Raw genomic sequence first — 25,209 nt, 5'->3', positions numbered from 1 at the left:
TTTTTTGGACTGGTGGCCTTTTTTCCGCCCCCGCCCGCCCGCGCCGGGGGCGCGCGGCGGCAGTGGTGCGCCACAGCGGGCGGGGAAGAGCGCGCGTAGCCGTACCGGCTACGCGGAGCGGTGCTCAGGTCGGGCGCCTACCAGTTCGGCGGCGCGAGGGCGGGTCGAGGAGTGATGTCGGGCCGGAGTCCGGCCGGGGCGTGGTGTCACAGGGAGCGGGCCAGGTTCATCAGCGGCTGTAGGCGCGGATGCCGGCCCAAGGAAAGTCGTGCCGCTACGCCGATGTCCTGCGGCGGTGGGCCTGGTAGCGCTCGTGCTGCTCAAGCAGCGCGGTCACGATGCGATCGGTGAGCCGGGTCAGCCGCAGCGCGAGCCACACGTCCGGTCCGCCGACAACCGTGCTGAACATGCCCGGGTAGCTGTTGGTGAGGCTTGCGAAGATCTGCCGCTCGATGGTGTCCTTGGACGAGGTGCTGTCCCAGACCGTGTACCGGTACAGGTTCACGTAGAGCGGACCAGCGGCGGAGAGCGTTGTGGTGAACTCGTCGACGAACGCGATCAGCGGGTGGCCGGGGATCCGACTGCTACGGACCCGCTTGATGAGGCCGAAGGGTTCCGGCAGGCGCCACCAGGTCGCGGGCATGACGTCGCCCTCGCCGGGGAGGTAGTCGTCGTCGATCACGGCCGCGCCACCTCTTCGTCCGCTGTTGGCGCCGGGGCGAGTGCTGGTGGCCAGACCGCGCGGTGGCTGCTCCAGCCGATCTCCTCGGCGTAGGTTTCCGAGGAGCCGCAGATCCGGCACGACGTGGTGGTATCGGTGCCGAAGCCGGCCATTGATGGCAACTCCTGGTGGGCGATGTCGTAGCCGGTCGCCCCGCACACCGTGCACCTGATTCCGTCCGGTCCGTTGGCTTCGAAGACGTCCGGTTCGTGCTGGTGGCGCTCGCCTCGGCGTCGCTCGGGCGGCAGGGCAGGTGGGCTGGCGTGACGCCAGGGCCAGCGGCCGTCGGTGGCGCGGAACCAGCCGTCCGGGCCGGCGGTGAGCTGCCGCGTCTCGACGACGAACGTCTCGTTGTGGTGACCGAGGTTGTTCGCGCCGGGTGCACGGACCACGAACATCTCGATGCGGCTGTCGTGGTGGCGGAGCACCAGCAGGTCGGCGTCCTGCTCCGGGTGCCTGAAGGCGCGGGCGTTGGAGTCGGCGGCGATCCGTTGCACCGTCTCGCGGCGGAGACGGGGGATGACGGAGCCGTTGTGCCGGTAGCCGTGGGCGACCTGTCCGGGGTACGGGCCGAGATCGCCGGTGGCGATCCAGGCCGGGGTCCAGACCGCTGTCTCCGGGACGCGGTCGGTGTCGTAGGCGGCGGCGGTGTACAGCCGTGGCGGCATCGAGGTGTCGACCACGAGCCACCGGTGCCCCTGCCGTGCGGCGGCGCGCAACTGGTCCAGCGGCTCTTTGCCGTCGGTGTCGGGCTCGGTCAAGGGCTGCCGGTACAGCGGTATCGACTCCGCGCCGGGCGGCGGCCCGTCGTCGTGGGTGGCCGCGATGGTGGCGCTGCGGGGGCGGGGCGCGTTCACCGCGGTGAACCACAGCCGTGCGCCGACGGTGTTCAGGACGAGCCACGGCTCCAGGGGTTCGTGCGTTTCGCCGGCTGTGTAGCCGGCGTTGGTTTCCTCGGCCTGTGCGATGGCCTCGCGCAGGCCGAACCAGAGCTTCCTCACGTGCTGCTCCCTTTATAGAAATGAAACTGCCCTCAGGCCGGACGGCCGAGGGCGATGGACCGGGGTACGCCTGCCGGGTTGGCCGGCGCAGCGGTTACTCGGTGGGAGGGGTGTCGCTGTCGAGCAGGGCCGCGCAGCGCGCGGCGACGCCGTCCTCGACGGCGGTGGTGAAGCCGTCGCGGGTGGCGTCGATCGCGGCGGCCTGGTCGGCGTCGGACAGGTCGTCCCACTTCGGCGCGTCGTGGGGTGCGTGGACGCGGTACCGCTCGGCGTCGTACCCGGCGAGGTCGAAGGCGGGTAGACCGTCGAGGACGGCGGGGTCGCAGGCGTCGATTCCCGCGAGTACCGCTCGCGCGAGCGCGGTGACGTCGTCTCGGCTGGAGCCGCCGATGGTGTACTGCGCCCACCACGCGGCGGCCTGCTCACCGTCCTGCTCGCCCGCCGCGCGTAGCGCCTCCAGCACCCGCGACCACCGGAAGTCCCCGGTCCGGGATGGCATGGCCTCCTGGTCCTGCTCAGGCTGGGGATACGGCGACGCCGCCGTGGCGGGGTCGATCCAGTCGGCGGCGAGGAGAACGCCGTCGCGGCGGTACCGGCTCGGCACGATCCGCTCGTTGGCCCCGGCCTCACGCAGCCAGGCGGCCAGCTCGGCGCGGATCGCCCGGGCGGAGATGGCGTACCGTCCTCGCGCTTCGCGTGCCTGCCGCCGCGCGGTCTGCGCCGCCGAACCGTTGAAGACGTGGAGTCCTCGCAGGTGCCATTCGTGCTCGGCTCGGCTCATCCAGCCGGAGCCGCTGGTGAGCAGGCGTCTCAGCGCCTCGCCGTAGAAGTCGTCCCCGGACAGCAGCGGCTCGCCGTCGCCGTGGACCAGCTTGGCCTGAATCTGCTGGAGTCGGCGGCCGAACTCGGGCCAGTTTGTCTGGTCCTCGAAGCCGCGAGAGCCCGTGTGACGCTCGGTGGAATCGGACATTCTTGTGCCTTCCTTTCTGAAGCAGTTGAGGGGCGAGCCCGGTAGCCGGGCTCGCCCCTCTGGGTCGTAGCTGTGGATACGGCTTCGGTGGACCACCGCAGCCGTACGCCCTGCGGTACTTCAGTGCCTGTTCGCCCCGGCGTCGGCGGTCGCGGCGGGGGCGGGCACGTCCCTCCAGAAGCCGTTGAGCCACACCTGCCAGTGCGTACTGAGCGAACTGCGCTTGAAGGTGGCCAGGTATCGGGCGAGGTCGGTCCACGCCACCGGCTGGTTGAGTCGGTCGAGGCCGTGGAGGGATTCGAGGGCGACGGTGTCGCCGCAGAAGTCGCCGTCGTCGTTCACCGACCGGGCCAGGGTCGCGTTCGGGGGCAGCGGGGCGATCTGCCGCGCCAGGTCGTACTCGGTGACCAGCCGGTCCAGGACCTTTCCCTCATCGGTGGGCTGGCGCAGGTAGCGGCACCCGAGCACGAACTCGTGCATGTCGCGCCAGCTGAACCGGGCCGGGTCGTGGTGACGCAGCCAGGTCTCCCCGCCGTTGCCGTCGTACTCGATCATTCCGACCGGCGTGCCGTCGAGGCAGAGCGTCGCGGTGAACGCGACTCCGTTGTAGGCCAGGCGCTGGTGAAGGTTGGTGACGGTGAGTCGATCGTGCGGCACGTGCAGCGGGCTGTGGACGAGTGGGATCCGGGCGGGCTGATCCGCCGCCGTCGGTGCCGCTCCAACAACGTGGTCGCAGTCGGTGGGGGCGACGGTGCGCCACTCCCACTGCCAGGCGCAGATCGCGTACCGGCCGTCGGCGTCCGGGCAGATCCGCGAAATCCCGTCGGCCTCTCCGTGGACGAGCCGTTCGTCCATGACGATCTCGTCACCGTCGAAGCGCAGCGGCGCGTACGTTAGGTCCACCTCGGCGTCGAGATCCGGTCCCCGCAGGCCGCCGGCGGTCAGCCTCTGTCGGGTCTCGTCGCGCAGCCGCCCCTGTTCGGCGACGATCGCCTCGGCGACGGCCCGGTCGCAGGAGAAGACCGCGTACTGTCCGTCGCGCCCGCGCTGGGCGTCGAGGCGGCCGACGAAGCCGGTCGGGTAGCGGGTTCGGCCGTGGTGGTCGTAGGCGGCCCAGTCGCCGGCGAAGACGCCGAGGTCGCCGACCATGACATGGTGCGGGGCGAGGTGCTCGTGGGACGTGGTCGCATGCGCCTCATCCGCCTGCCGGACGGTACGTGTTCGGTTCTCGTGGTCGGACACTTCTCTCCTCTTTCGCTCGGTTCGTCTTGGTCAGTGGTTGCGGCTGCGGAGGATTCCGCAGCGGGTGGCGACCTGCCACGGGCTGAAGACCGGGACCAGCGGGTCGTCGGTCCAGATACCGCCGAGCGGGCGGGGCAGGGTCACGTGGGAGCGGCCTTCCCAGGCGGTGGGGGTGACGACGACGGTATGGCCGGCGGCGATCAGGCAGACCTGGTACGGGTGGTCGTAACTGGCCAGCGCCGCCGGGCCACAGTCGGCGAGGTCGGCCAGCGCGGCGGCGATGAGCGACAGTGGGTACCCCCGCAGGGGCGGGTAGGCCGCGTGCACTCCGGCTTCGGTGACCCACTCCCGGATCGGCGGGACGCCGTTGCGCAACTCGTCGGGCCGGTATCCGGGCCGCTCCTCGGCGGGCAGCGTCCAGGGCAGGACGTGCTGGCCGATGACGTAGAGCACGTCGAGGTTCGGCAGGATCCGCGACGTGATCTCATCGCCCCGGACCTGGAAGCCGGGCGAGATCTGCTGGGTCTGCTCGTGTCCCGACCCGTTCCACCACAACACGATCAGGATGTGCGCGGCGAGGGTCAGTATCGGCAGGCCGGAGCCGGGCATCCGGCCCTCGTGCCACTGCCTGGTCACGTCGATGACATCGCGCAGCACCTCCCGATCGAGGCGGGCGACGATCACACCGCGCGCCCACTCCGTCGAGCAGATCTCGGCCTGCCAGGCGGTGTGCAGACCGGCGAGCCCGATCGTCGCGGGCCGCCACTGGTGCTCGCCGTGTCCGGTGGCGAGGTCACCGACGATGCCGAGGCCGGTCGGCAGCGGAGTGTCGGCGGGCGCCAGTAGCCAGTGGCGGCTGTGCCGGGCCCAGGTGCCGTGCACGGTCGCTTCGTAGACCAGGACCATCGGTTCGCGGTCGCCGAGCAGATACAGCCACTCGGCGCGCGGCGGCACGCTGGCCTCGTGCAGATCGACTTGAAGCCGTGGCGGCGTGGCCGACGTCGGCGTGGCCTGTCCTGGCGGGGTGGGGGTGTTGAGTGAGATCCAGCCGTAGGTCATGACCTGGTCGGTCATCAGGCGCATGTCGCCGACGGCCTCGTCCAGCAGACTGCGCAGCACCGGCAGCACGTTCTGGGGGTCGACCTCATCGCTGATGGCGACGGCGGTGACGGTGTGCCCGTCGTCGTGGAGCTGGCCGATCAGGCACGGCGCGGTGGCGTGCTCGGGGGCGATGGGCTCACCTGGGGTGCGGGACACAGTGGTACCTCCGTGGTTTCGGTGGGTTGCTGGCAAGGCGGCCCGCCGGGTTGGGCCGAGCCAGCAGGGGCGGTGGCTCGCTCAGCCGGAAGTCCTGGGCAGGCGCTCCTGGACAGGGCTGTCGGGGCGGCGAGAGGTGACGATGCTGAGCTGGACCTCGCTGCCGTCGGACAGCCGGATCACGACGCCGCGGTGGAGGGCCATGACACCGGCGTCGCCGTAGGCGACGACCTCCCGCACGTTCACCGGCCTTCCGCTGCTCTCCAGCAGCACGGGCAGGCCGGCTTCCTCGCAGAGTTCGTCGAGGATGCCGCCGGACAGGAGGTGTCGGAGCAGACGCTCCAGCAGGTCCTCGTGGTCCGTGTCCTCGTCGGTGGTCACACGGTGCCCCTTTTCGGGGAGGTCTCATGGTGGGATCCGCTCGGTCGTGGCGCAAGGCGGGAAGGGGCCGGTCAGGCGGGAGGTGCCCCGAGGGGGGCGCCTTGTGCGGCCATGAACGGCACCGGGTCGATGGGCCCGTTCGCGCTCGCGTCGCCGTTCTGGTGCACCTCGTAGTGCAGGTGCGGGCCAGAGCTGTGGCCGGTGGAGCCGACGACGCCGATGGGTTGGCCGGCGGCGACCTGCTGCCCGACCGTCACCATCGGGGGCTGGTCCATGTGGCAGTAGCGGGTGAGCAGGCCGCCGGCGTGGTCGATGTCGACGTACCATCCGCACCCGCGGGTGCGGATGGGGTCGCCGTCGCGGTGGCAGCCCCATTCGGCGCCGCCGTCGGCGTAGACGGCGTTGCAGCGCACGGTGCGGACGGTGCCGGCCGACGCGGCGCGGATGACCGTGCCGCGTGGGGCGCTGAGGTCGACGCCGTCGTGGCCCGGCCGGGCCGAGCTGCGGAAGGCGGATCCGACCGGGGCGAGCACCGGCTGGGTCCACGGGCCGACGGCCCCGCAGCCGGCCAGCCCGGCGGTGGGTAGGCCGGCGGTCTCGGCGATGGCGGTGACCAGCTCGGTGGCCGGTCCCTCCCACTTCGCGTACGCGTCGGGGTAGGCGGAGATCTGGACGGCCTGGGCCGCCTCGGTGAGCGGCATCGTCTGCCAGCCGTCGATCGTGACTAACGTGGCGAAGAATCTCTCCGACGCGTAGACGGGGTCTTGGAGCTGGGCGGGGGTGCCCCAGCCCTGGCTGGGGCGTTGCTGGAACAGGCCGACGGAGTCGCGGTCGCCACCGGCCAGGTTCCTCAGGGTGCTTTCCTGCAAGGCGGTGGCGACCGCGATCACCCAGCCGCGGCCGGGAACTCCCAGACGGGCGCCGGTGGTGGCGATCGTGGCGGCGTTGCCGACCTGGCCGCTGTCCCAGTCACCGATGGCCGGCCACAGGGTCGGTCCGGTGATGGGCGACGCCGTCGTGGGTGAAGAGGAGCCGGGCGAGGTGGCTCCTGGGATACAGCCAGCGGCGGTGTCGCCAAGGAATCCGCCGAGGCCGCCGGCGCAGAGGATGAACACGGCGGTGAGCGCCACGGCGAGTGACACCAGGGATCGGAGCTTCATCCCGGCCCCCTGCCGTCGAGGCGGAGGTGACGGGTTCGGTCGAGCCGCGCGGCGGGGCCGGGCATGACAGGGTTCCTCCTGGTCCGTACGGGTTAGCCGAGGTTGTGAACGCCGACAGGCTCGCCGTCGCCGTTGTGCACGGTGACCGTGCCGTCGGCGGGGTTGATCACGTAGATCCAGGAGGCGACGAGGTCGACGGCGCGGCTGAGCGGGAAGACGGTGAGCGGCTCCGGCGCGGTGTCGTCGAGGGTCATGCCGACCCCCGCGATGGGGCGCTGGCCGGAGAAGACCGGCCGTGTGTCCGCAGTGATGTCGGGTCCGAGGTAGTCCCAGTCGTGGGCGAGGACCGCGTCGATGAGGGCGCTGGTGTCGCGGCGGGTGGTGGTGGCCCAGATGCCGCGCAGTTGCGGGATGAGGGATGAGGGGTAGCCGTCGAAGTGGACGTAGCGGGCGCGGACGATGGTCGGCTGGGCGGGGTCGGCGGTGCCGACGTAGCAGGGGGTTCCCACGGGTGATGTCTCCTCGTGAATGACTGGATGGGGTGTGGGCACGGCGACGGCCGCGCGGTCGGGGTCGGCCGCGCGGTCGGGGTCGGCCGCGCGGTCGTCGATGCGGAGTCGGGTGCGGTGGTCTGCGCTAGCGGGCGAGGACGGCGACCTTCTCGCCGTGCAGCAGCGGCGCGTCGTCGGGTCCCTTGATGTGGGCGTGGATCCAGATCCGGTACGCCTGTCCGTGCTTGTCGATCAGGCGGCGCCAGTGACCGCGTACGACGAACCGGACGCGGTAGTGCCACCTGGCTGGTCCGTCGCTGGTTTCGGTCAGGGCGGAGGTGCGCCGCAGCATCACGACACGGGTGTCGTGCACGATGGCGGCGCGTGTGGCGCGGCGGCGGGCGGGCCGGTCCAGGGGCACCGCAGCGGCGACGGCGATGGGTTGTGCCTGGATGCGCCAGAACGCGTAGGCGATCGCGGCCCAGACGTGGGTGCGGGCGGTGGCGTCGGCGATGACGTACCGGCCGTCGGGCGCGGTTTCCCAGTCGCGGTCGGGTTCGAGGTCGTCCGGGTGTTCGACGGCGGGTACCGGTGCCGCGATGGGCAGCATGTCCAGGTTCGTCATCACGTAGGGGCCGAGCCGCGACCGTAGGGTCGGATCCTGTTGGGTGTAGCTCCGGATATGAACGGCGTGAGGATCTTCGGGGTCGTCGCGGTCGGCCCAGCCGCCGATCAGCCATGACCGGCCGCTGGGGGAGGTAACGGTGGTCCAGGTGATCGCGGCGATTCCGCTGACCTTGCCGCTCAGGTTGCGGTGGTAGATCGGTTCGGGGAGGAAGAGCACGCCGCCGTCGGTGGGGGCGGCGTCGGCGGCGAGGAGGTCGCCGGTGAGGTCGAGCGCTTCGGCCGCTGCGGCGACGATGGCGGTCATGGCGGGGGCGAGCACGTACGCCTCGCCTTGCGCCCACACGGTGCCGCTGGCGCGGTTGATGACCTCGGCGACTTTCTGGTCGGGTGTGGCCTCGCCGTACCGGTCGGCTTCGGGGACATTCTCGAAGAGGGCCTCGACGAAGGCTCGTGTGTACTCACTACCGGCGGTGCTGGTGCAGAATTCGTGCATGCGGGTCTTCATCGCCACGGCGGCTCGGGCGTAGCCGGCGAGGGTGGTCTCGGTGCGGAGGGTCATTCTCTTCCTCCTGGTCGGGGTTGGATGGCGTTGGTCGCTCTGGCGTTGGCCGCTACGCGGCGTACGCGGCGGTCAGGGTCGCGCCGGGAACACGGCGTGGTAGCCGCTGCCGCAGGTGGGTGGTGGTGGCGGTGACGCGGGCGGTGAACCAGCCGACGAAGCCGCCGCAGTCGCGGACCGGCCGCTGCGGCGTCCGTTCCCGGACGGCGGCGTGTGGCAGGCGTTGTGGTCTCGGGTTCGGGGTGCGCGAGGATCGCATTGCCCGTTGGGCCATCCGGGCGGCCCTGCACGGACCGGACTGGTCGGCGCACTGTAGGTTGACGCACCGGTCGTCGGGTCCGAGTTGGTGGGCGGTGGCCACGTCGACGGCCAGCCGCCACAGCAGAGGGTCGGTGACATTGCTGGGGAGCAGCGCGCGGTCGGACGGGCGGGGTGCGGTCGGGTCGGACATGCGGGTGACCTTCCATCGGTATCCGGGCAGGGGTCACCGTCCGACCCGTCGGTCGTGTTCTTCCTGATGGACGGCTCGCACGGCGACCAGCACGATCGACGCTCATCTCTCGATGAAGGTCAAGTCGTCTGCCTGGAGGGGCGCGTGGAAAGCACGATGGGTAGCGGCACGGACGCGCAGGTTGGATCTTGCGGCTGGGCCTGCCGCGTAAGGCCGTCAGTCGGTCGTCCGCGATGGTGGCTTGGGGCGGCTGGCGGTCTCGACGAGCCTTTCCAGACCGGGGCGGGTGGCTGGCTTGTCGTCGCCGGGCTGTTCGTCGAGGAAGACCACGGGGTGCAGTTCGCCGCGCAACCTCGTGATCTGGTAGTCGCGTCCGTCAGCGTCGACGGCGTCGACCCGTCGGATCTCGTGTAGGTCGTCGGACTCGACGAGGACGTCCTCGTAGCAGACGGCCCAGGCCAACAGCCGTAGTCCGGGAGTGGGCTCGGCGACTCGGTCGACGATGAGGCTGAGATCGACGCAGGCGGACAGCGTGGGCCGCCCGACCGGTCGGTCGGCGCTCAGCGCGGTGGCGAGATCCAGCAGGAGGTCGGGCAGGCCGGCGCGGTACCGGCCTACACGCGCCGGGTTCACCGGTATCTGGAGGGCGGTCATCTGGCGTGTCTTGCTGCTGGGTGCCGATGGTGAGGGCTTGTCCTGGATGAGCAGCAGGAAGGGCGGGCGACCCCAGCCGAGTTGGTCGGCGCTGGCTTCGAGGTCCAGGAGGCATCCGGTCAGGGTGTGGACGGCGGGAAAGGACAGCACGCTGTTTCGGCTCCTTGACGCAGGCAGCCCCGAGGCCGATCGGCCTCGGGGCTGCTGTGGATGGGCTGGCTTGGCGCCAGGTGATGCCGGGGCGGTGTTACCGCAGGTCGCGGTAGCGGGTGACGGCACCCGGCGGCGTGTGGTGGCTCGGGTCGTGGGCATGGGCACCGCTGCGCCTGGCCTTGGCCAGGTACATCGCCTGATCCGCCGCCTGCAGGAGGTCGCGGGGCAGCATGTGCGGTTCCGCGACCGCGTAGCCGACGCTGGCGGTGAGGGTCACCTCCTGGTCGCCGACCTTGTTCGGTGAACCGGAGATGCGCGTGTAGGCCGTGCGGGCGACGTCCTCGACATCGCCCTCGTCGCCGTGGACGACGACGGCGAACTCGTCGCCGGACAGGTGCGCGACCAGGGCTGCTGGTGGCCCGAGGGTGGTTAGCCGCTGGCCTACCTGGTACAGCAGGTCGTTGCCGTGCTCGTGACCGTAGGTGTCGTTGACCCACTTGAACCGGTCGAGGTCGATGAGGACGAGCCCGAGCGGTTCGCCGAGCGAGAACGTGGCCTCCAGGTGCGTCCGCAACGCCCTGCGGTTCGGCAGATCGGTGGTGTCGCTGTGCGTGGCAAGGTGGTGCCAGTAGGACCGGTCCCGCTCGCGGGCCGCCAGGGCTTGTCGCTGCTGGTGGATGATCCGCCGCTGCCACGCGAGCAGGGGCAGCGCAGCGGCGAGACCGGCGAGGAGCCCGCCGGCTGCGGTGAGGTAGGAGTTGAGGTGGGACACTCGACATCGCTCCTTCGTACGAGGAGCACCGGGGTGGGCGTGTTCCGCCAAGATCGACGCCCGCCCCGGGCTACCAGAGGTGAACGGTCAGCCGGTCTTCGGGGCGAGTTGGAAGGCCGCCGGTCGTTCGACGACCTGGATGGCTCGGTTGTCGGCGACGAGCTTGTGCACGGCGTTGACCACCGCGCCCGCGCTGGCCTTCGCCGAGCCGCTGCCCTCGTTCGCCTTGTCGATGGCCTGACACAACTGGCTGGTCTTGAACTGCTGGTCCGGGTGGGCCTCAAGCACGTCGAGGATGGCGCCACGCAGGGTGCCCTTCGACCGGCGTGGCCTACCGTCAGTGGACACGTTCGGATCCTCGGCCGGGGCGCTGGCCGAGGCGGAGTCGTCCGTGCTCGCCGGCGGGTCGGCAACCTCCGTCTCGTCCACCGTCGCGACGACCGAGTCGCTGACGCTGCCGGCCTCGGCGGGTTCGTCGCGCTCCTCCTGAGGTTCGGCTGCTGGAGTCGGCTCGGTCGGGGAATCGTCCGCCTGACCCGGCGGGCCGTGTGAGGTCGGCCGATCCGTGTCGTCGTCCGTTGACGCGGGCTCAGCGTCGTCTGGCTGGTCGGCGGTGGGCTCGTCCGGCTCGGTGGTGTCTTCCGCTGGAGCGGAGGACTCGTCTGGCCCGGTCGTCTTCTGTGCCGGCGTGGAGGGCTCGTCAGCCTGCTCGCGGCCCTCGTCCTCGGCGATGGGCGGTGCCGGTGCGTCGCGCGGTTCTGTGTCGGGCGTGCTGGCTGGCGTGTCGTCGCCGTCGGTGCTGCCCGCGGTGCTCGGGGCCGGGCGCCAGAGGGTGCGGCCGTCGTCGGCGCGGTACGGTTCGGCCTGGCCGGCTTCTTCCAGCACGCGGAGCTTCTTCGTGGCCGTGGAGTACCCGACGCCGGCGCGTGCGGCGATGGCGGCGGCGGTTTCCTGACCGAGTTCGGCCAGCGCGGCGGCGACCTTGTCGAGAGCGGGCATCGTGGTCTGTTCCGGGTTGTCCATTGGTCCTCCCTGCGGCTGCTGTTCGATGTGCCTGGATGTGGTGTGCACTGATGGACGCTTCGACGGCGCCTCGTGATCAAGTCGGCTGACCGGATCTCGGGACGCCGTCGAAGCGCGGGCGGGGGCCTGCCAGGCCCGGTGCTGCCGGGGCTGTCCGGCTACGGGTGGCCGAAGACGCGGTCGCAGCGGTGGGGGTCCACCGGCAGCCAGGGCAGGCCCCAGCCGATCCGGTAGCGCCCTTCATCGGGTTCGGCGCGGTGGACGCCGCCGCCGACGGACTGCGGACGGGCGATAGTGAGGGTGCGGCCGTCGAAGTCGACCGTGCGCCAGTCACCGCCCACGTAGTCGGCCATCGCGTTGAACGTCTGGGCGAGCGCGGTCATGGCCTCGTGGTCGAGCGCGAGTTCGAAGGCGCCGTTCCACCAGCCGAGCACCGTCGCGCGGTAGCCCTCGTGGTAGCGGTCGAACCCGGGGACCGGCTCGTAGCGCAGCCACCGGCCGGAGAACACGGCCGTGCTGCCGCGGCGGGGCTCATAGTCAGGCGTGGGCATCGGCCACCGCCAGCGACCACTCGGCCGTGGTGAACCGGCAGGTTCGCGGCTGCGGCTGCCCACCGTGCCGCTCGTGTGTGACCGGTCTGGGTACCGCGGTCAGGTGGTGTGCCATCAGCGAGCCCTTCCGGGGCTGGGGGCGAGGATGGCGTGCCAGGCGGCGTGGGCGATCACGGCGGCTGGCCGTGCGGTGCTCGTGGCGTCCAGGGGCACCGGCTGGCCGTCGACGGCGAGGGCGAATCCGGGTTCGCGCCACAGGTCGTCCCACAGCACGGAGATCGACATTGTGCGGCCGGCGATGACGAAGGAGCTGTACAGCGAGTACGGCGCGAAGCCGTGGGGGTAGAGCGTCAGCAGGTATTCGGCGTTCTCGACGGGGCTGCCGACGGAGGTGGCGGTATTGGTCGCGATCTCCCGGCACCAGGTGACGACCACCGACTCGCGGGGCGCCGCGACGGCGGTGACGGGCTTGAACTCGCCTGCCGGTCGTGGCAGCGGAGTGATGACGCGCATCTGTTCTGTTTTCCTTCCGGTAGGGCGTGGGTCAGTGGGCGTCGCGGTAGGCGTCGCGGACCTCGCGCGGGATGAGGCCGTGGCTGCGGTGCGGGGGCAGGCCCATCCGCTCCTCGTTCGTGGCCCAGAACGCGCGGAGCTGAGCGTTGACCGATCGGCTGTCGCGGGTGCCGGAACCCCGCCGGGCGGGAGGCTGCTTCGGGAGCCGCCTGCCGGCCTCGATGTACGGGGCGAACACCTCTCGCATCCGGGCGAGGTTGTGCGCGGAGAGGTCGATCTCGTACTCGACGCCTTCGAGCGCGAAGCGGTAGGTGCCGACGTTGTCCTGGCTGTGGTCCAGGTCATCGGTGACCACGAAGATCGTTCTGGTTGCCATAGGGTTTCCCTTCATCGGGTATGGGGTGGGCCCCGACGCCGGGCACGGCGCGGGGTGCAGAGCCGAGATGTGGGTGGGCAGGGCCGGTACCGGCACCGGGAGCGCGGCTGGCGCCGGTGGCCGGATCAGGGGACGTCGCCGCCGATGAGGAAGTCGAAGTGCACGCCCTTCCTGGAGGCGTCCTCGGGCCGGTCCTCCTGGCCGTAGCCGCAGTGGCAGTCCGTCTGCTGGCACTCGTCGGTGACGTCGACCAGGTCGACGAAGTCGATCGGGACACGCACACCGCTGACGTCGACCAAGACGCGGTCGAGCAGGGCGGGATTGCCGTCGTGGCGGCGGATGGCGTCGGTGAGCATCTCGATGAGCTGTCGAGCGTTGGGCGCGCGGTACGCCATGAGCGGGTCCTTGCGAAGATCCCGGGCGCAGCCGGTCGGCAGTGCCCGGATGCGGAGCGGTCAGGCGTTGTTCGGCCGGGCGACGGCACTGTTCAGCGGTGGTGCCTTAGGAGGGGCAGCACCTGACCTGGGGCACGCGGCGGTTGCCGTGTGCCGGGGGTGGCCGGTCAGTGCGTCGCGCAGGTGTAGGGGAAGAGGCGGTGGGTGACACGGCAGACCCAGCCGTCCGGGCTGGCCCACATCGGCGACGCGCAGCAGTACGGCGGCTGCCGGTCAGACCTCTCCGTCAGCGTCGTCGCCGGGTGGTGGTAGTGCCGCCACAGGTTCCATCCGAGGTCCTCGGCGGCGCTCAAGCTGCTGTAGATCTGGGCAGCGCGCATGTCACCGGCGGCCATGCGACGACGCAGCTCGTCCCACCAGCGGGCCGGGTCTTCACGCAGCAGCGACGGCCGGTCGTCGCGGTAGCGCTGCCCGGACAGGGTCTCGTGAGCCCAGTCGTTGACGCCGAGGCTCATCCGAACCAGTCGTAGCTCCTCGCCGCAGTCGCAGGCGTACCGCTGCTCGGGCCAGGCGGTGAGGTCACCCTCGGGGTGGCAGGTCGGCGCAGGCGTCGACCGTCGGGAACGGCCCTTGGGCATGTCGGTATCGCTCCTCTCTGGGGTGTCCCGGGCACGGCCGTGCGGCCGTGCCCGGGTGCGCGGGTGATCGCGCGTGTTCGGCCGGGCGACGGCCGGAGTTGACGTGGTGCGGGATGCCACGAGCGGAACGAAGGCACTGCGCGCGTCATCGGTGACGTGCACGCGCAGGACCTCGGTCCGTGCGGCCCTACTCCGTGCGCAGGATCGCGTCAGCTCGTTGGAAGAGCCGCTCGGCGAGGTGGTCGAGCGGTGCGGGGCTGGTGCTGCGAGACGGAGTGGCGGAGTGCCATGCCGACGCCGGCTCGGTCGTCAGCTCGGTCCAGGTCATCGCCGGGGTGAGGACCTCGACGAGCGCGTGGCTCTGGTGTGGGTAGAAGTCGCGGTAGATCCGGACTCGGAGGACCTTGCCGTCGACGCGCCGTATCTCGGTGAGGTCGTAGCCCTGCCGACGCTCGCCGAAGACACGGTCGACCGGCGCTGTGCGGGGTGTGGTCGTGTCCGTGTTGTCCTCCTCGCCGCCGCTGGTCACTGCTGGCCTCCTTCGGGGTCGAGGCCTGCGGCGGTGTAGGAGGCGGCGGCGAAGTGGTTCGCGGCGAAGCGCAGACCTTCGACGGCCTCCTTGAGCGACGCCCGCGTAGCAGCGGCGTCTGTCTTGTCTAGACCGTCGGTTTCGCTGCCGCGTGGGCTTCCGGTGAGGTGTCGCAGCCCGCTGACCAGGGTGTGCGTGACGTACGTGAGTGAGGTGGCGAGATCTGCGAGGTGCTGCGCGGTGGGGATGGCGGCGGCCCGGGCCGGGCCGAGGCAGTTCGACAGGTAGGTGATGAGGGTCGCGAGCATCCGGGTGGCGCGTTCGGTCATTTCCGGGCCGAAGCCCGCCTCGTCACCGAAGGCCAGTGCGATCAGCTCGTCCACATGGGCATCGGAGAGGTCGACGGTGTCACTTGTCTGCTGTGGGAGATCCTGACTCGTCGGCTCGGTCGCGCCGGAGGCGATGTTTCGGGCGGATTCGCGCTCGTCGGCGCCTTCGGCGGAGGTGGCCGCGGTCAGGGCGGCGACCTTGCGGGCATGGGACAAGGCGATCCCGGCCACCTGCGCGGACTGGGCGGTCCCGTCCGCCGCGTACTTCAGGAATACGTGAGCGTCGTCGGCCGCGTCGATGACCTCTCCCCCGGCCCTGCTGGCGGGGTCGAGGCCGGTGAAGTGCGGCTGGCGGACCTGCTCGACGATGTAGGAATCGGTCTGTACGTGCACGCGGGCCAGTAGCCGCATGGTGCGGTGCAGGTGCCCGATCAGGGCCGCGACGTCGGTTGGTGTGGGCATGGCCAGAAACGCGCTGAACGGTCCGGTGGCCGTGAACAGCCAGCGGGTGAGGTGCTCGGCGGCGGTGAGGGCGCTGCCCAGTCGGGCGGGGTCGTAGGGGCCGACGATCGTGAACAGCTCGCTCATCGCGACGAGCCAGGTGTGGGACTGGGGGTCGGCGGGGAGCCCGTCCTCGACGAACACCGCCTGGGAGTAGGTTCCGCCCCCGGCGGGGCAGATGGGTGTGTTGTCGATCAGGTGCCACCACGGGGCTGCGCCACCGCGGTAGGCGCTGGTCCAGCCCTGCACGGGTTGGTCTGCGACCGGCTCGGCGCAGACGGGGCAGATCGGAAGTTGCGGCATGCTGACGTGTCCTTCCAGACAGGGTGATGACGACGACCGGGATTGGCCGCCGTTGGCTTCTGCGGGCACGACGGGATCCGGCGACGTGCCGGGCTGGTGCCGTTTGCTGGTGGAAGAGGGAAAGGGCGGCCGTCTCGCCGGCCGTGGCGTCGGCTGGGGCCCCTGCCTTAAGGCGGCCGGCAGGTTCAGCCGAGGCGCGGGGCGTGCGGCGTTCGGGTGGCAGCGACGGTGAGCTGGTCGTCGAGGAGGGTGATGACCAGGGCGTCGTGACCGGTGCGGGAGGCGGCGCGGAGCTTCTCGATGAGCGGGTCGCCGGGTTGGGACAGCGGGAGGGCGATGAGCAGGTCGTCGCCGTCGTGAGTCGGCTGCCCTGGGCTGCGGTGCTCGGCGAAGACCGCCCGTACGGTCGAGGTCGCCGGCTGGTCCGGGCCCGGCGGTGGCTGCGGCAGGCCGTTGGACATGAGGTACACGCCGTCGTCGGCGACGAGGAGCAGCGCGGGGCCGGCGGGTTCGTCGTCGATGGGGTCGCCGTGTTCGGCGGCGGACATGGCGTGTTCGGCGAGTTCCATCGCGGCGGCGAGGTTGAACCGGAAGACCGAGTTCATGCTGGGGTGTTCCCTTCAAGCTGAGGGATGCGTTGGGGTGGTGGGTGGAGCCGACCGGGCAGCAGCGCGTGTCCCTTGGGTACAGGGATGGCGGCTGCTGGCCCGATCGATTCCGGCAGGTGTCAGTGCGGGGCGTGGAAGCGCCCGCGGCCGACACCGGGGATGACGGTGTCGTCGACGTAGTCGATGACGAAGGTGCTCCAGCCGGCGTCGACGCCGGACTGGATGAGGTGGAGCAGGTTGTGCCCTGGCCCGGCAAGCGGGATGTCGCCGAGACGGCCCGGGTACAGCCGTCGGTATCGCCTGCCGGTGAGCTCTCCGGCGAGCACCGGTGTCTCCTGCCAGCCCAGGAGGCTGGCGGTGACCGGTCGCAGGCGGTGGTTCTCGCCCGCGTAGATGCTGTCGCCGGTGAGGTAGATCCGGTGGAACTCGTCGTGCATCACCCGCAGTGCCGGCGGTGCCGGCTGGGGTGCCTCGCGGTTGCCGGCGTTGCGGCGCTGGGCGCGGACGCAGGCGTCGGCGAGTTGCTCGACCTCGTCGAGCAGGAACATGGCGCGGCCCATGAGGCTGTCCTCCTCCTGATTCGGCGTGGTCAGAGCGCGACCGCGAGCAGGCGCTGGTCGGGGTCGACGGCGGCGAACAGGCGGTTGGCCTGTTCGAGGTAGGTGACCCGGTCGGCCATGGCGTCGCTGGCCGGGGCCAGCTTGGCGCCCTCGACGGTGATGAGCGCGTCGCCCGCGACCGCGGTCAGCGCGCTGTGGTGCTGGTAGGCCATGCAGCCGGCCTGATACATCTCCAGCTCGTTGAGGGCGATCTGCCCGGCGCCGTACGTGGCGGCGTTGTGCATCCGGATCGCATTGACCCGGGGCTGGTTGTTGAAGTCCGCCACGGCCTTGTCCCACGGGTACTTGTCCGGGTCCGCCACGTGGCGGGAGTCGTAGACGTGCCACGGGGTGGCGTTGCGGGTGCCGTGCACGACCCTGCTGAACAGTTGGTGGCGGATGCCCGCCCCCATGGCGGCGGCTTGGAGCATGCCGTCCAGGTCGAGGAGTTTCGCCGGTCCGCCGGCGCAGTAGGCCGGGCGGCCCTTACGCAGGCTGATCATCTGCCGGCGCTGCCAGAGGTGCAGAGCACCGCTGGCCCAGAACCGGGCCGACAGGGTGCCCTGGACGCCGAAGTTGCGGTCGAGCTGGTGCGAGGTCAGTGCCTCGCGGGGCAGTTCCTCCGGGATACAGAGGATCATGGTGCGGATCGTGGCCTTCGGTTTGACGGCCGGGGTGTGGGCGAGCGGGCGAGGGGTCTTGGACATAAGGCGGTCCTCCTGGGGGGTGGGCGCGTCAGGGCGCGCGGAGTTAACCGGCCCACTGGGTGCGTGGGTCGGTTGAAGGGGAAGGTGTGGTGCGGGTTGGTTGGGTGCGACCTGGGTCGCCGCGCGGCGCGGTGCCGACCGGCCTTGGGGGCGGGTGGGCGTGGCGCACCGGTTGGTGCGGCGGGGGTTCCGAGGTGGGACCGAACCGGGGTGGAGATATGTGAGGTGTTGTTAGTGCCGTGAACGGTAGTGGCCTGTTCTGTCAGGCCGGTCCGGCGAGTTGATCACCTAAAAGTGGGGTTGACCTGCGCTGTGAGTGGTGCCGGCGCGGATCTTGCCGACGCCGGCGCGGTCGCTGTGAGAATCCGTGACTCTCACAAATGATCTTGTTGTATGACAGACACGGACCGTAGTCGGCGTGCCGGTGTCTACAGGTCGTCGAAGCGCTGCGGGTTGGTGACCGTGTCGGGTCCGTGGTCCGACGGCAACTCGTGCAGGTACCGCCGGTTCGTGGGATCCGAGACGAGGGTCCACACCCTGCCGGCCGGGTCGGGGCCGTGCACGGCGGTCGCGATCGGGCTGGCGCTGCGCAGTCCGGCGAGGACGTTGAGCAGGCTGGCCTCGCGACGCCGGCTGGGCACCCAGAACAGCACGGGGTAGCGGGGACCGAAGGTGGTGAGGCGCTCGTATCCGCGCAGCTTGGCCACGACCCGTGCCAAGTTCTCGGTGTCGTTGTCGTGCTCCAGCCAGAAACCGGTCGAGGTGCCCGAGGCCGTCCAGACGCCGTGTCCGTCGGGCCGGATGCCGGCCTGGGCGTAGACGGTGGTCGCGTGCTGCTCGGACCACCACCGCGACAGGCGGGCGCCGTCGGTACGGCGGGCGGTGGCGATCAGGTCGGTGAAGAACTGGTTCACGCCGAGCAGGTGGTTGACCTGGCCGCTGGCGGCGATCCGCTTGGCCCGCTCCAGCGAGCTGCGCGGCGGCTTTCCGCCGGTGCCGGCCGGGTCGTGGTAGACGGTCGGGTGCAGTTGCAGCCCGACGGGGCCGAGGGTGTAGAGCAGCGACCCGTAGCGGCCGTGGGCGCCGCTGCGGCCGAAGCGGTGCAGCACGTCGAGGCGGTGCAGGATCGTGAGCCGCCGCTGGGCGGTGCGACGGCCGTCGAAGAAGGTGTGGGTGATCTGGTCGGTGGACAGCAGGTAGTGCTCGGCCAGCAGGGCGAGCAGGGCATGGTCACGGGGGACGATACGACCGAAGACGGCGAGGGGATCCGGTTTGCTGGAGGCGGACGGAACACGGGAGTACACGGTTTGCTCCTTGGGCAGGATGAGGTCCCCTCCCGATCGGGAGGGGTGTCTGGCACAGAGGAGGGCAGTGCGGATGGTCTGTCAGGGGCCGTGTGCGGCACTGACAGCCCAGGTCAGCACTGTTCGGCTGGCATCCGGCGGTCACCGGTGACGATCCCGGTGACGAGCCGGTGCGCGACCCGGGCGACGCCACCGGCTGACCGTTGAGTCAGGCGCTGTCACTCTTCGGCCGGGACCGCCGATCGTCGGGCTTGCGGCTGAGCCGCTCGACGAGGTCGTCGACGGCGCTGGTGTCCTGACTCGGTACCGCTGCCGCTGCTGCCTGCCGGATGGCGGTCGCCTCACCGACGACCGGCCTCGGCGGTCGGGTCCGCATCGTGAACGCCGGCGTCTGCCGGCCATCGACGACCAGACGCGCCGCCGCGGTGTACGCGTCAAGGTGGGCGAGGTCGTGCTCACCCAGCTCGGGCACGGTGTGCCGGGACAGCACCTTCGCGTCCTCCGGCGCCACCGTGAAGTAGACCTTGTTTCGGGCGTTCGCCGACGCGGCGGCGAGCAGGTCGCGTGGAAACTGCGCCAGGTCCTGGTGGGCGAGCACCAGCGAGAGCCGGTACTTGCGTGCCTCGGCGAGCATCGTGTCCAGGCTGTTGGCGAGGGTGAGGAAGTTCTGCGCCTCATCGATGATCAATGTGGCATCATGTCGCCGGTCGGGGGCGGTGGCGGCGCGGGCGGTGGCGGCCTGCCACACCTGTGCGAGGACGAGGGAGCCGAGGAGCCGGCTGGTGTCCTCGCCGAGCACACCCTTGGGAATCCGAACCAACAGCACGCCGCCGTCCAAGACCTTGCCCATGTCGAAGCTGGACTTCGGGTACCGCATCGTCCGCTTGACGAAGTCGCGCAGCAGGAAGGACCGCAGACGCGCGAGGACCGGCCCGATGACCTGTGAGCGCAGGCTGTCGTTGAGGCTGTCGTACCACTGCCAGAAGCCGCTGAGCCCAGCCGGGTCGTCCAGGTCCACCGTCATCGCGCTTCTGAACTGCGGCGAGTTCAGCAACGGCGGGATGTGCTGCAGGGTCACGTTGTTGTGCCGCAGCAGCGTCAGGCAGGCGACGCGCATGACGTCGTCCATTCGCGGCCCCCACGCCTTGGCGAAGATGTTCCCGAAGATCGACACGAGGTTGTCGACCACGAGGTCCGGGTCCTCGCCCTCAAGAGGATTCAGCGTGGGCGGGTTGTCCTGGTCGGGATCGAAGAGCACGACGCGGTCGCCGACATCGGCGGGGAGCCGGTCGAGAATGTCCAGCACCAGGTCGCCGTGCGGGTCGATGACAACGGTGCCCCGCCCCGCCTTGATGTCGTCGAGGGCCATGTTGACCAGCAGGGTGGTCTTGCCGGAGCCCGTCGAACCGATCACATGCATGTGATACCTCGCATCCGGCACCGACAGCCCCACACTGTGGCCACCGATTTCGGCGTCGCCCAACATCTTCACGCCACGCCCACCACCGGGAACCGCGACCGGCGCCGGCATCGACGCGGCCCGCGCCCGGTCCAGGCCGGGAACGGCGAGATCCTGCGGTAGCGCCGCGAGTGCCGCGAGTTCCGGGGCGGAGGTGAGGAACCCCGGACCGAGCCGACGGGCGGCCAGGACGGTCACCGGCGCGGACATCCGGGCCCGGTGGGAGAGCCGGTTGCGGCCGGTGTAGATGGCGAACGCCGACGCGAGGGTGTCGGCGATGCCCCGCAGCCGACCGGACGGGTCAGCTGCGGGCCGGCGGCTGGTGGTGGCGACCCCGTACCGGATACCGGTCTGCCACAGCGGGTGTGCCGTCTTGTCGAGGATCGCCCGGACGTCCCGTTCCACGGTCGGATCTCTGCGGGAGACCGGTGACGTGGCGCGGCCGGCACCGCCGCCGGGCAGGAACACGTCCAGCAGCCACAGCACCGGCGCGGCCGGGTTGATCGCCGGTACGGCGGTCTTGCCGGCCCGCAGCCGCCCGGCCGCCCGGCGGGCCCGTGCCGCCCTACGCGGCGTGGCGGGACGGGCCAGGATCTGCACGCAGGCGTACTCACCGGGTTTGAGCTGGGCGCCGGCGGACATCAGCGGGCGCAGCGGGTCGGTGTCGTGGTCGGTGGCCAAAGGAAGCCACTCCGCGTACACCGGCAGCAGGTGCCCACCAGCGGCGGGACGTGCGCCCAAGGGGATCGGCGGTTGCGGATGGTTGTCGGTGGTGGTGGCCGAGCTGGGCCACGCCGCTCGCACCGCCGCCTCGACCGCCCCGGGCGGCACGGTGCCGGGTACCCAGATCGAGATGAGCAGCTGCCGGCCGGACCAGGTGTACTGCCACACGACGTGCGGGGCGCCGTAGAGCACGCGCCGCCGCCGGGACGGGGTCAGCACACCGGCGAGGTTCGCCCACAACGCGCCCGCGCTGTGCGGGTCGACCTCCGGCGGCGGCGCGATCGTCACAAGGCGTGCGCCGTGAGCGTGGTGACGGTGCCGCCAGATCTCCACCAGGTTGCGGCCGGCCACCCAGACGGCCAGCAGGCCGGCGGCGACAACGGCCAGCCACGGCCGCTGTGTAACCCACACGGCGGCGTCGACCAGGGCGGCGCCGGGTCCTGCGGGTGGCGCAACGGAATCGGCGCCCGGCCCGAACGTGGGGCTGGGCGCCGGTGGCGTCGAAGCGAGAGCCGCTCGGAGAATTTCGGCCGGTGGTGTCACAGGTCGTCCTCCTCGTCGAGGTCGGCCAACTCGGCTGGGTTCGTGGTGCACAGCTCGTGCTCCGCCTCTGAGGAAATGGATTCGAAGCTCGTTCTGCTCACTCCAGAGATCAACAATCCCTGGCCGCGGCGGGCCGACAGCAGCAGCCGCCGCTCGCCGCCGGTGAGGCCGAACGCCGCCCCAACGGGGTCGATGGCCTGGGGCGCCTGCCGCAGCAGCACCTGCGTCGAGGCGTTGGACACCACCGCCTGACCGAGGTCCGTGCCGAGCACGTCGGCGGCGTCCTGGGTGACCACGGTCAGGCCCGCGTTGCGTTTACGCGCCGCCTTCGACATGCGGAAGAGAAACCTTGCGCCCTCGCCATCACGCATCAGCAACCAGGCCTCGTCGACCACGACGAGCCGCCGCTGCGGCGGGCCGACCGGCGCGTCGACCGTACGCCAGATCGAGTCCAGCGCGAGCAGCGTGCCGACCGTGCGCAGCTCGTCGGGCAGGTGACGGAGCGACCACACGACGAGGTGCCCGAGCGGGGTCTGGGTGGTCGGCCCGTTGAACAGGTCGGCGAAGCTGCCCTGCACCCACGGCGCGAGCCGGGCGGCCAGAGTCGCGGCGGCCGGGTCGTCGTCGGCCCGCAGCGTCTCGGCCAGGTCGCGTAGTAGTGGTGCCGGCCGGTGATGCGTTGCCGGGTCCGCCGTGATGCCGGCGGACCGGTAGACGGCGAGGATGGCCCGGTCCAGCGCGGCCCGCTCCGCCGGTGGCGGCTGATGCCCGAGCAGCACGCTGATCAGCGTGTGCAGGAACAGCCCACGGCGGGTGAGGATGTCCGGTCGGCGGTCGCCGAGCGGCAGGTCCAGGGGGTTGATCTTCACGCCGGGCAGGCCGAGGCGCACGGCGCTGCCGCCGACCGCGTCGCACAGTCTCAGGTACTCGTCCTCGGGATCGACGACCGCGACCTGCACACCCTGGTAGAGGCTGCGCAGGATCTCCAACTTGACGAAGTACGACTTCCCCGCCCCGGATCTGGCCAAGACGATGGAGTTGTGGTTCTCCTGCGTCCAGCGGTCCCACCAGACGATCCCGGCGCTGGCGGGGTTGACGCCGTAGAGGACGCCACCGGTGGTCGGCGGGTCACCGGGCAGCGGCGCGGGCAGATCCGGCGACGCCAACGGGAACGAGCTGGCCAGGGCTTGGGTGTCCATGGTGCGCAGCATCCGCAGCCCGTCGGAGGCCAGCGGCAGGGTGGTGGTCCATCCGGGAAGCTGGCGCCAGGTCGCGGGTTGCACCTCCAGCAGGGTTGATGCGGCGGCGGCCCGGACCTGCGCGCACGCCTCCAGTAGTTCGTCTTCGGTGCGGGCGTGCACGGTGAGATAAAGGCCAACGCGGAACAGCTTCGCCGCGCCCCTGGCGAGGCGTTCGGCCAGGTCGCCGGCGTCGTGAGCGGCGGCGCCGACGTAGGGGTCGGCCAGCTTGCCCCGCTCGGAGTCGGCCCGCCGGGACGACTCCAGCCGGGCCCGCTGCTTACGCAGCCGGGACGCGGCGATCGGCGCCGGCAGCGGCTCGATGTGCATGGCGAGGTCGAGCCGGCCCGGCCAGGACAGCAGCGGCTCCAGCCACGCCGGGCCGACCTCGGCCGGGTAACCGGTCACCACCAGGGTGGCGGCGTACCCGTCGCCGACGCGCAGCCAGCGGGGCGTGACCTCGACCGTGGCCGGTGCGACCGCCGACGCCAGCGAGGCTGGCGGGGCTTCCACGGCCGCGCCGACGGAGCGTTTCCTCATGATCATGACTTTCTCCTCTTCCTGGGGTTGCGAGCTGGGGTGCTCGCGGTGATGACGGCATCGGGTGCGGCAAGGCCGCCTGGGCGCGGTGGCCGGTACGGGTCGGCGGCGGAGGTCAGAGCGGCGGTCACCGCCGCGCCGTCGAGCACCCGGGGGCTGACTCCGAGCCCGGCCAGTGCCCGAACGGTGTCGTCGGCGCGGCGCCGAGCGGCGTGACCGGTGCGCTCGCCCGGGGCCGTGCGGTGGACGACCAGGACCTGCCGGCGCAGCGGGTCGCGCCGCGAGGCGAGGTCGCCGAGGAACTCGGCGTGGTCGGCGCACGCCGCGCGAAGCTGCGGATGCGGCTGGGCCTCTGCGGCGGCGGCGAGCGCACGGCTGTGAGACGCCAGATCGACCGGCTGCGCCGACACGACGATCTGCGTCGGAGTGGACAGGCTGTTGAGCCACCTGCCCCAGCCTTCGATGAGGGCTGCCTGCTCGTCGGGGGTGCGCAGCGCGAGGTTCACCGTGGTGGTGCCGACGATCGCGGCGCGGGCGCTACCGAGGCTGATCTCCCCGTCGTCGTCGATGGCGTCGGCGGGCAGCCGCAACGGCGCCGGCAGTGGCATCCGACCGCTCTTCGGCGTCTCGACCCAGTCCGGCGCGGCGGGATCCGCCGCGACGTCAGCGGCGGCCAGCGACCGAGGGGTACGGGTGTGATGGATGGCGTGTAGCAGCCACACGTCCAGCGGTAGGCCGTCGCGGCGGCCGAGGGCCAGGCCGATGACGAGCCCGCCGAGCACCACGCCGACGGCGACGAGGACCGGCCCGGGTACGACGGTGTGCAGGGCGCGCCAGAGGGTGTAGAAGGTGAGGGCTCCGGCGGCGACGATGGCCAGTTGGTGGAAGGTCAGGCCGTAGGCGACCTTGTCGGGGGCGTCGACGTCGGCGGGCATGCGCGTGCGTGCCGGGCCGGTGTCGGGTTCGGGGGTGCTCATCTGACGGTCCTTCGCAGGGTGGAGAGTCCGGGGACGGTGCGGGTGAGCTGCTGCACCACGACGACGCGGGCGGCGGCGCCGAGCATCGCGGTGGCGCCGCCGTGTCCGCTCTGGCCCGCCCAGCGGGCCATCAGGGCGGGGATCTTGACGGTGGTCCACAGCAGGACCACGACGACCAGGAGGTTCAGGGTGCCGCCGGGGTCGGCGGGCATCCCGAACACGGGCAGCATGGTCGCCGGGTCGAGCAGGACCTGTTCTCCGGCGGTGAGGAAGAACGCCTGCGCGACGGGTATCGCCAGGCAGCCGGTGTAGGCACGCCACCACAGGCGGGCCAGCGGGTCGGTCTGCGGCAGGGCGTGGCAGGCCAGGGCCAGTGGGGCGATGGCGGTCAAAACCAGCAGAGCGACGAACCTGCCGATGAGTTGGATCGCGGTCGTCGCGATCAGGATCGTGATGATCAGGGCCAGGACGAGGAACAGCAGGGGCACGGCCCGGTCCTGGGCGGCGGTGAGGTGGGTCTGGATCGCGGTGAACGTGCCGTCGCTGTCGTAGCCGTCGGCGACGGCTGCGGTCAGGGCGTTGGTGAGGTCGATGAGCTGGGCGCAGACCAGTTGGGAGAAGTGCGCGGCGGTGAATCCGACGACCAGTCGGGGCAGAAGGTCCTTGGCCGTGTAGCGGGCCTGTTCGTCGCCGCCGGCGACCATGATCAGGATGCCGGCGGCGACGAACGCCAACACGAACACGGCGTCCACGATCCACACCGATCGGCCGGTGAGCGCCTGCACCTGCGGCAGCGCGGTGACTCTCGGGGTGGTGAGCAGGACACCGGTGATGAGGTCGAAGATCGCGTCGAGGCACGCCAGGACCGCGGCGGTCATCCAGCCGAGGATCTGGTCGAGCATCCACACCGTCAT

28 protein-coding genes are annotated in these 25,209 nt (G+C 71.2%); all 28 read right to left on the bottom strand.

Going from position 1 to position 25,209, the window contains the following annotated elements; all coding sequences use genetic code 11:
* Positions 1-274: 274 nt before the first annotated feature.
* Positions 275-682 (bottom strand): hypothetical protein, encoded by a 408-nt coding sequence (locus ABZ738_RS31405; protein WP_357219364.1) that lies wholly within the window; start codon positions 680-682, stop codon positions 275-277.
* A complete protein-coding gene (locus ABZ738_RS31400; RefSeq protein WP_357219361.1) occupies positions 679-1,722 on the bottom strand; it encodes a hypothetical protein in 1,044 nt (347 codons plus the stop codon). The genes ABZ738_RS31405 and ABZ738_RS31400 overlap by 4 nt, the downstream gene beginning before the upstream one ends.
* A 94-nt stretch (positions 1,723-1,816) precedes the next feature.
* A complete protein-coding gene (locus tag ABZ738_RS31395) occupies positions 1,817-2,692 on the bottom strand; it encodes a hypothetical protein (protein ID WP_357219358.1) in 876 nt (291 codons plus the stop codon).
* Between the two features lie 120 nt (positions 2,693-2,812).
* A complete protein-coding gene (locus ABZ738_RS31390; RefSeq protein ID WP_357219355.1) occupies positions 2,813-3,934 on the bottom strand; it encodes a hypothetical protein in 1,122 nt (373 codons plus the stop codon).
* Between the two features lie 30 nt (positions 3,935-3,964).
* Entirely contained in the window at positions 3,965-5,191 is a 1,227-nt protein-coding gene (locus tag ABZ738_RS31385; protein WP_357219352.1) for a hypothetical protein, read from the bottom strand.
* Positions 5,192-5,272: 81 nt separating this feature from the next.
* Positions 5,273-5,572, bottom strand: a complete 300-nt coding sequence (locus tag ABZ738_RS31380) for a hypothetical protein (RefSeq protein WP_357219349.1) — start codon at positions 5,570-5,572, stop codon at positions 5,273-5,275.
* A 71-nt stretch (positions 5,573-5,643) separates the two neighbouring features.
* A complete protein-coding gene (locus ABZ738_RS31375) occupies positions 5,644-6,732 on the bottom strand; it encodes a M23 family metallopeptidase (RefSeq protein ID WP_357219346.1) in 1,089 nt (362 codons plus the stop codon).
* Between the two features lie 92 nt (positions 6,733-6,824).
* The gene (locus tag ABZ738_RS31370) at positions 6,825-7,241 is read right to left on the bottom strand and encodes a hypothetical protein (RefSeq protein ID WP_357219343.1); all 417 of its coding nucleotides are present in this window, start codon (positions 7,239-7,241) and stop codon (positions 6,825-6,827) included.
* 127 nt (positions 7,242-7,368) lie between these two features.
* Complete coding sequence (locus ABZ738_RS31365; protein WP_357219340.1) at positions 7,369-8,409, bottom strand: hypothetical protein; 1,041 nt, start codon at positions 8,407-8,409, stop codon at positions 7,369-7,371.
* Between the two features lie 52 nt (positions 8,410-8,461).
* The gene (locus ABZ738_RS31360; RefSeq protein ID WP_357219337.1) at positions 8,462-8,860 is read right to left on the bottom strand and encodes a hypothetical protein; all 399 of its coding nucleotides are present in this window, start codon (positions 8,858-8,860) and stop codon (positions 8,462-8,464) included.
* Between the two features lie 216 nt (positions 8,861-9,076).
* Positions 9,077-9,664: a hypothetical protein gene (locus ABZ738_RS31355; RefSeq protein ID WP_357219334.1), complete on the bottom strand. Its 588-nt coding sequence runs from the start codon at positions 9,662-9,664 to the stop codon at positions 9,077-9,079.
* A 97-nt stretch (positions 9,665-9,761) separates the two neighbouring features.
* On the bottom strand, positions 9,762-10,439 hold the full coding sequence (locus ABZ738_RS31350) for a GGDEF domain-containing protein (protein ID WP_357219331.1): 678 nt from the start codon (positions 10,437-10,439) through the stop codon (positions 9,762-9,764).
* 87 nt (positions 10,440-10,526) lie between these two features.
* On the bottom strand, positions 10,527-11,462 hold the full coding sequence (locus tag ABZ738_RS31345) for a MarR family transcriptional regulator (RefSeq protein WP_357219328.1): 936 nt from the start codon (positions 11,460-11,462) through the stop codon (positions 10,527-10,529).
* A 158-nt stretch (positions 11,463-11,620) separates the two neighbouring features.
* Positions 11,621-12,013 carry a hypothetical protein gene (locus ABZ738_RS31340; protein ID WP_357219325.1) on the bottom strand — a complete coding sequence of 131 codons (393 nt, stop codon included), beginning with the start codon at positions 12,011-12,013 and terminating at the stop codon, positions 11,621-11,623.
* Positions 12,014-12,127: 114 nt separating this feature from the next.
* A complete protein-coding gene (locus ABZ738_RS31335) occupies positions 12,128-12,526 on the bottom strand; it encodes a hypothetical protein (protein ID WP_357219322.1) in 399 nt (132 codons plus the stop codon).
* Between the two features lie 31 nt (positions 12,527-12,557).
* The gene (locus ABZ738_RS31330; RefSeq protein WP_357219319.1) at positions 12,558-12,902 is read right to left on the bottom strand and encodes an Lsr2 family protein; all 345 of its coding nucleotides are present in this window, start codon (positions 12,900-12,902) and stop codon (positions 12,558-12,560) included.
* 125 nt (positions 12,903-13,027) lie between these two features.
* Complete coding sequence (locus ABZ738_RS31325; RefSeq protein WP_357219316.1) at positions 13,028-13,297, bottom strand: hypothetical protein; 270 nt, start codon at positions 13,295-13,297, stop codon at positions 13,028-13,030.
* Positions 13,298-13,464: 167 nt separating this feature from the next.
* Positions 13,465-13,935, bottom strand: coding sequence for a hypothetical protein (locus ABZ738_RS31320; protein ID WP_357219313.1), 471 nt, complete (start codon positions 13,933-13,935; stop codon positions 13,465-13,467).
* 187 nt (positions 13,936-14,122) lie between these two features.
* Positions 14,123-14,464 (bottom strand): hypothetical protein, encoded by a 342-nt coding sequence (locus ABZ738_RS31315; protein ID WP_357219310.1) that lies wholly within the window; start codon positions 14,462-14,464, stop codon positions 14,123-14,125.
* Complete coding sequence (locus ABZ738_RS31310; RefSeq protein ID WP_357219307.1) at positions 14,461-15,597, bottom strand: hypothetical protein; 1,137 nt, start codon at positions 15,595-15,597, stop codon at positions 14,461-14,463. Before ABZ738_RS31310 ends, ABZ738_RS31315 begins: the two co-directional genes overlap by 4 nt.
* Positions 15,598-15,782: 185 nt before the next feature.
* Positions 15,783-16,202: a hypothetical protein gene (locus tag ABZ738_RS31305; RefSeq protein WP_357219304.1), complete on the bottom strand. Its 420-nt coding sequence runs from the start codon at positions 16,200-16,202 to the stop codon at positions 15,783-15,785.
* A 122-nt stretch (positions 16,203-16,324) separates the two neighbouring features.
* A complete protein-coding gene (locus ABZ738_RS31300) occupies positions 16,325-16,765 on the bottom strand; it encodes a hypothetical protein (protein WP_357219301.1) in 441 nt (146 codons plus the stop codon).
* Positions 16,766-16,794: 29 nt separating this feature from the next.
* Positions 16,795-17,511 (bottom strand): hypothetical protein, encoded by a 717-nt coding sequence (locus ABZ738_RS31295; RefSeq protein WP_357219298.1) that lies wholly within the window; start codon positions 17,509-17,511, stop codon positions 16,795-16,797.
* Positions 17,512-17,939: 428 nt separating this feature from the next.
* On the bottom strand, positions 17,940-18,815 hold the full coding sequence (locus ABZ738_RS31290) for a replication-relaxation family protein (RefSeq protein ID WP_357219295.1): 876 nt from the start codon (positions 18,813-18,815) through the stop codon (positions 17,940-17,942).
* 208 nt (positions 18,816-19,023) lie between these two features.
* Positions 19,024-21,423, bottom strand: coding sequence for a DUF87 domain-containing protein (locus ABZ738_RS31285; protein ID WP_357219428.1), 2,400 nt, complete (start codon positions 21,421-21,423; stop codon positions 19,024-19,026).
* A 113-nt stretch (positions 21,424-21,536) separates the two neighbouring features.
* Positions 21,537-23,324: a DUF87 domain-containing protein gene (locus ABZ738_RS31280; protein ID WP_357219293.1), complete on the bottom strand. Its 1,788-nt coding sequence runs from the start codon at positions 23,322-23,324 to the stop codon at positions 21,537-21,539.
* Positions 23,321-24,253 carry a PrgI family protein gene (locus ABZ738_RS31275; RefSeq protein ID WP_357219426.1) on the bottom strand — a complete coding sequence of 311 codons (933 nt, stop codon included), beginning with the start codon at positions 24,251-24,253 and terminating at the stop codon, positions 23,321-23,323. The genes ABZ738_RS31280 and ABZ738_RS31275 overlap by 4 nt, the downstream gene beginning before the upstream one ends.
* 38 nt (positions 24,254-24,291) lie before the next feature.
* On the bottom strand, positions 24,292-25,209 hold the full coding sequence (locus ABZ738_RS31270) for a conjugal transfer protein TrbL family protein (protein WP_357219290.1): 918 nt from the start codon (positions 25,207-25,209) through the stop codon (positions 24,292-24,294).

The organism is Micromonospora sp. NPDC047793 (genome assembly GCF_040642635.1).
GTDB lineage: Bacteria > Actinomycetota > Actinomycetes > Mycobacteriales > Micromonosporaceae > Micromonospora.
The sequence above is the reverse complement of the archived record's forward strand: the minus strand, read 5'-3'. Positions and strand labels throughout refer to the sequence as shown.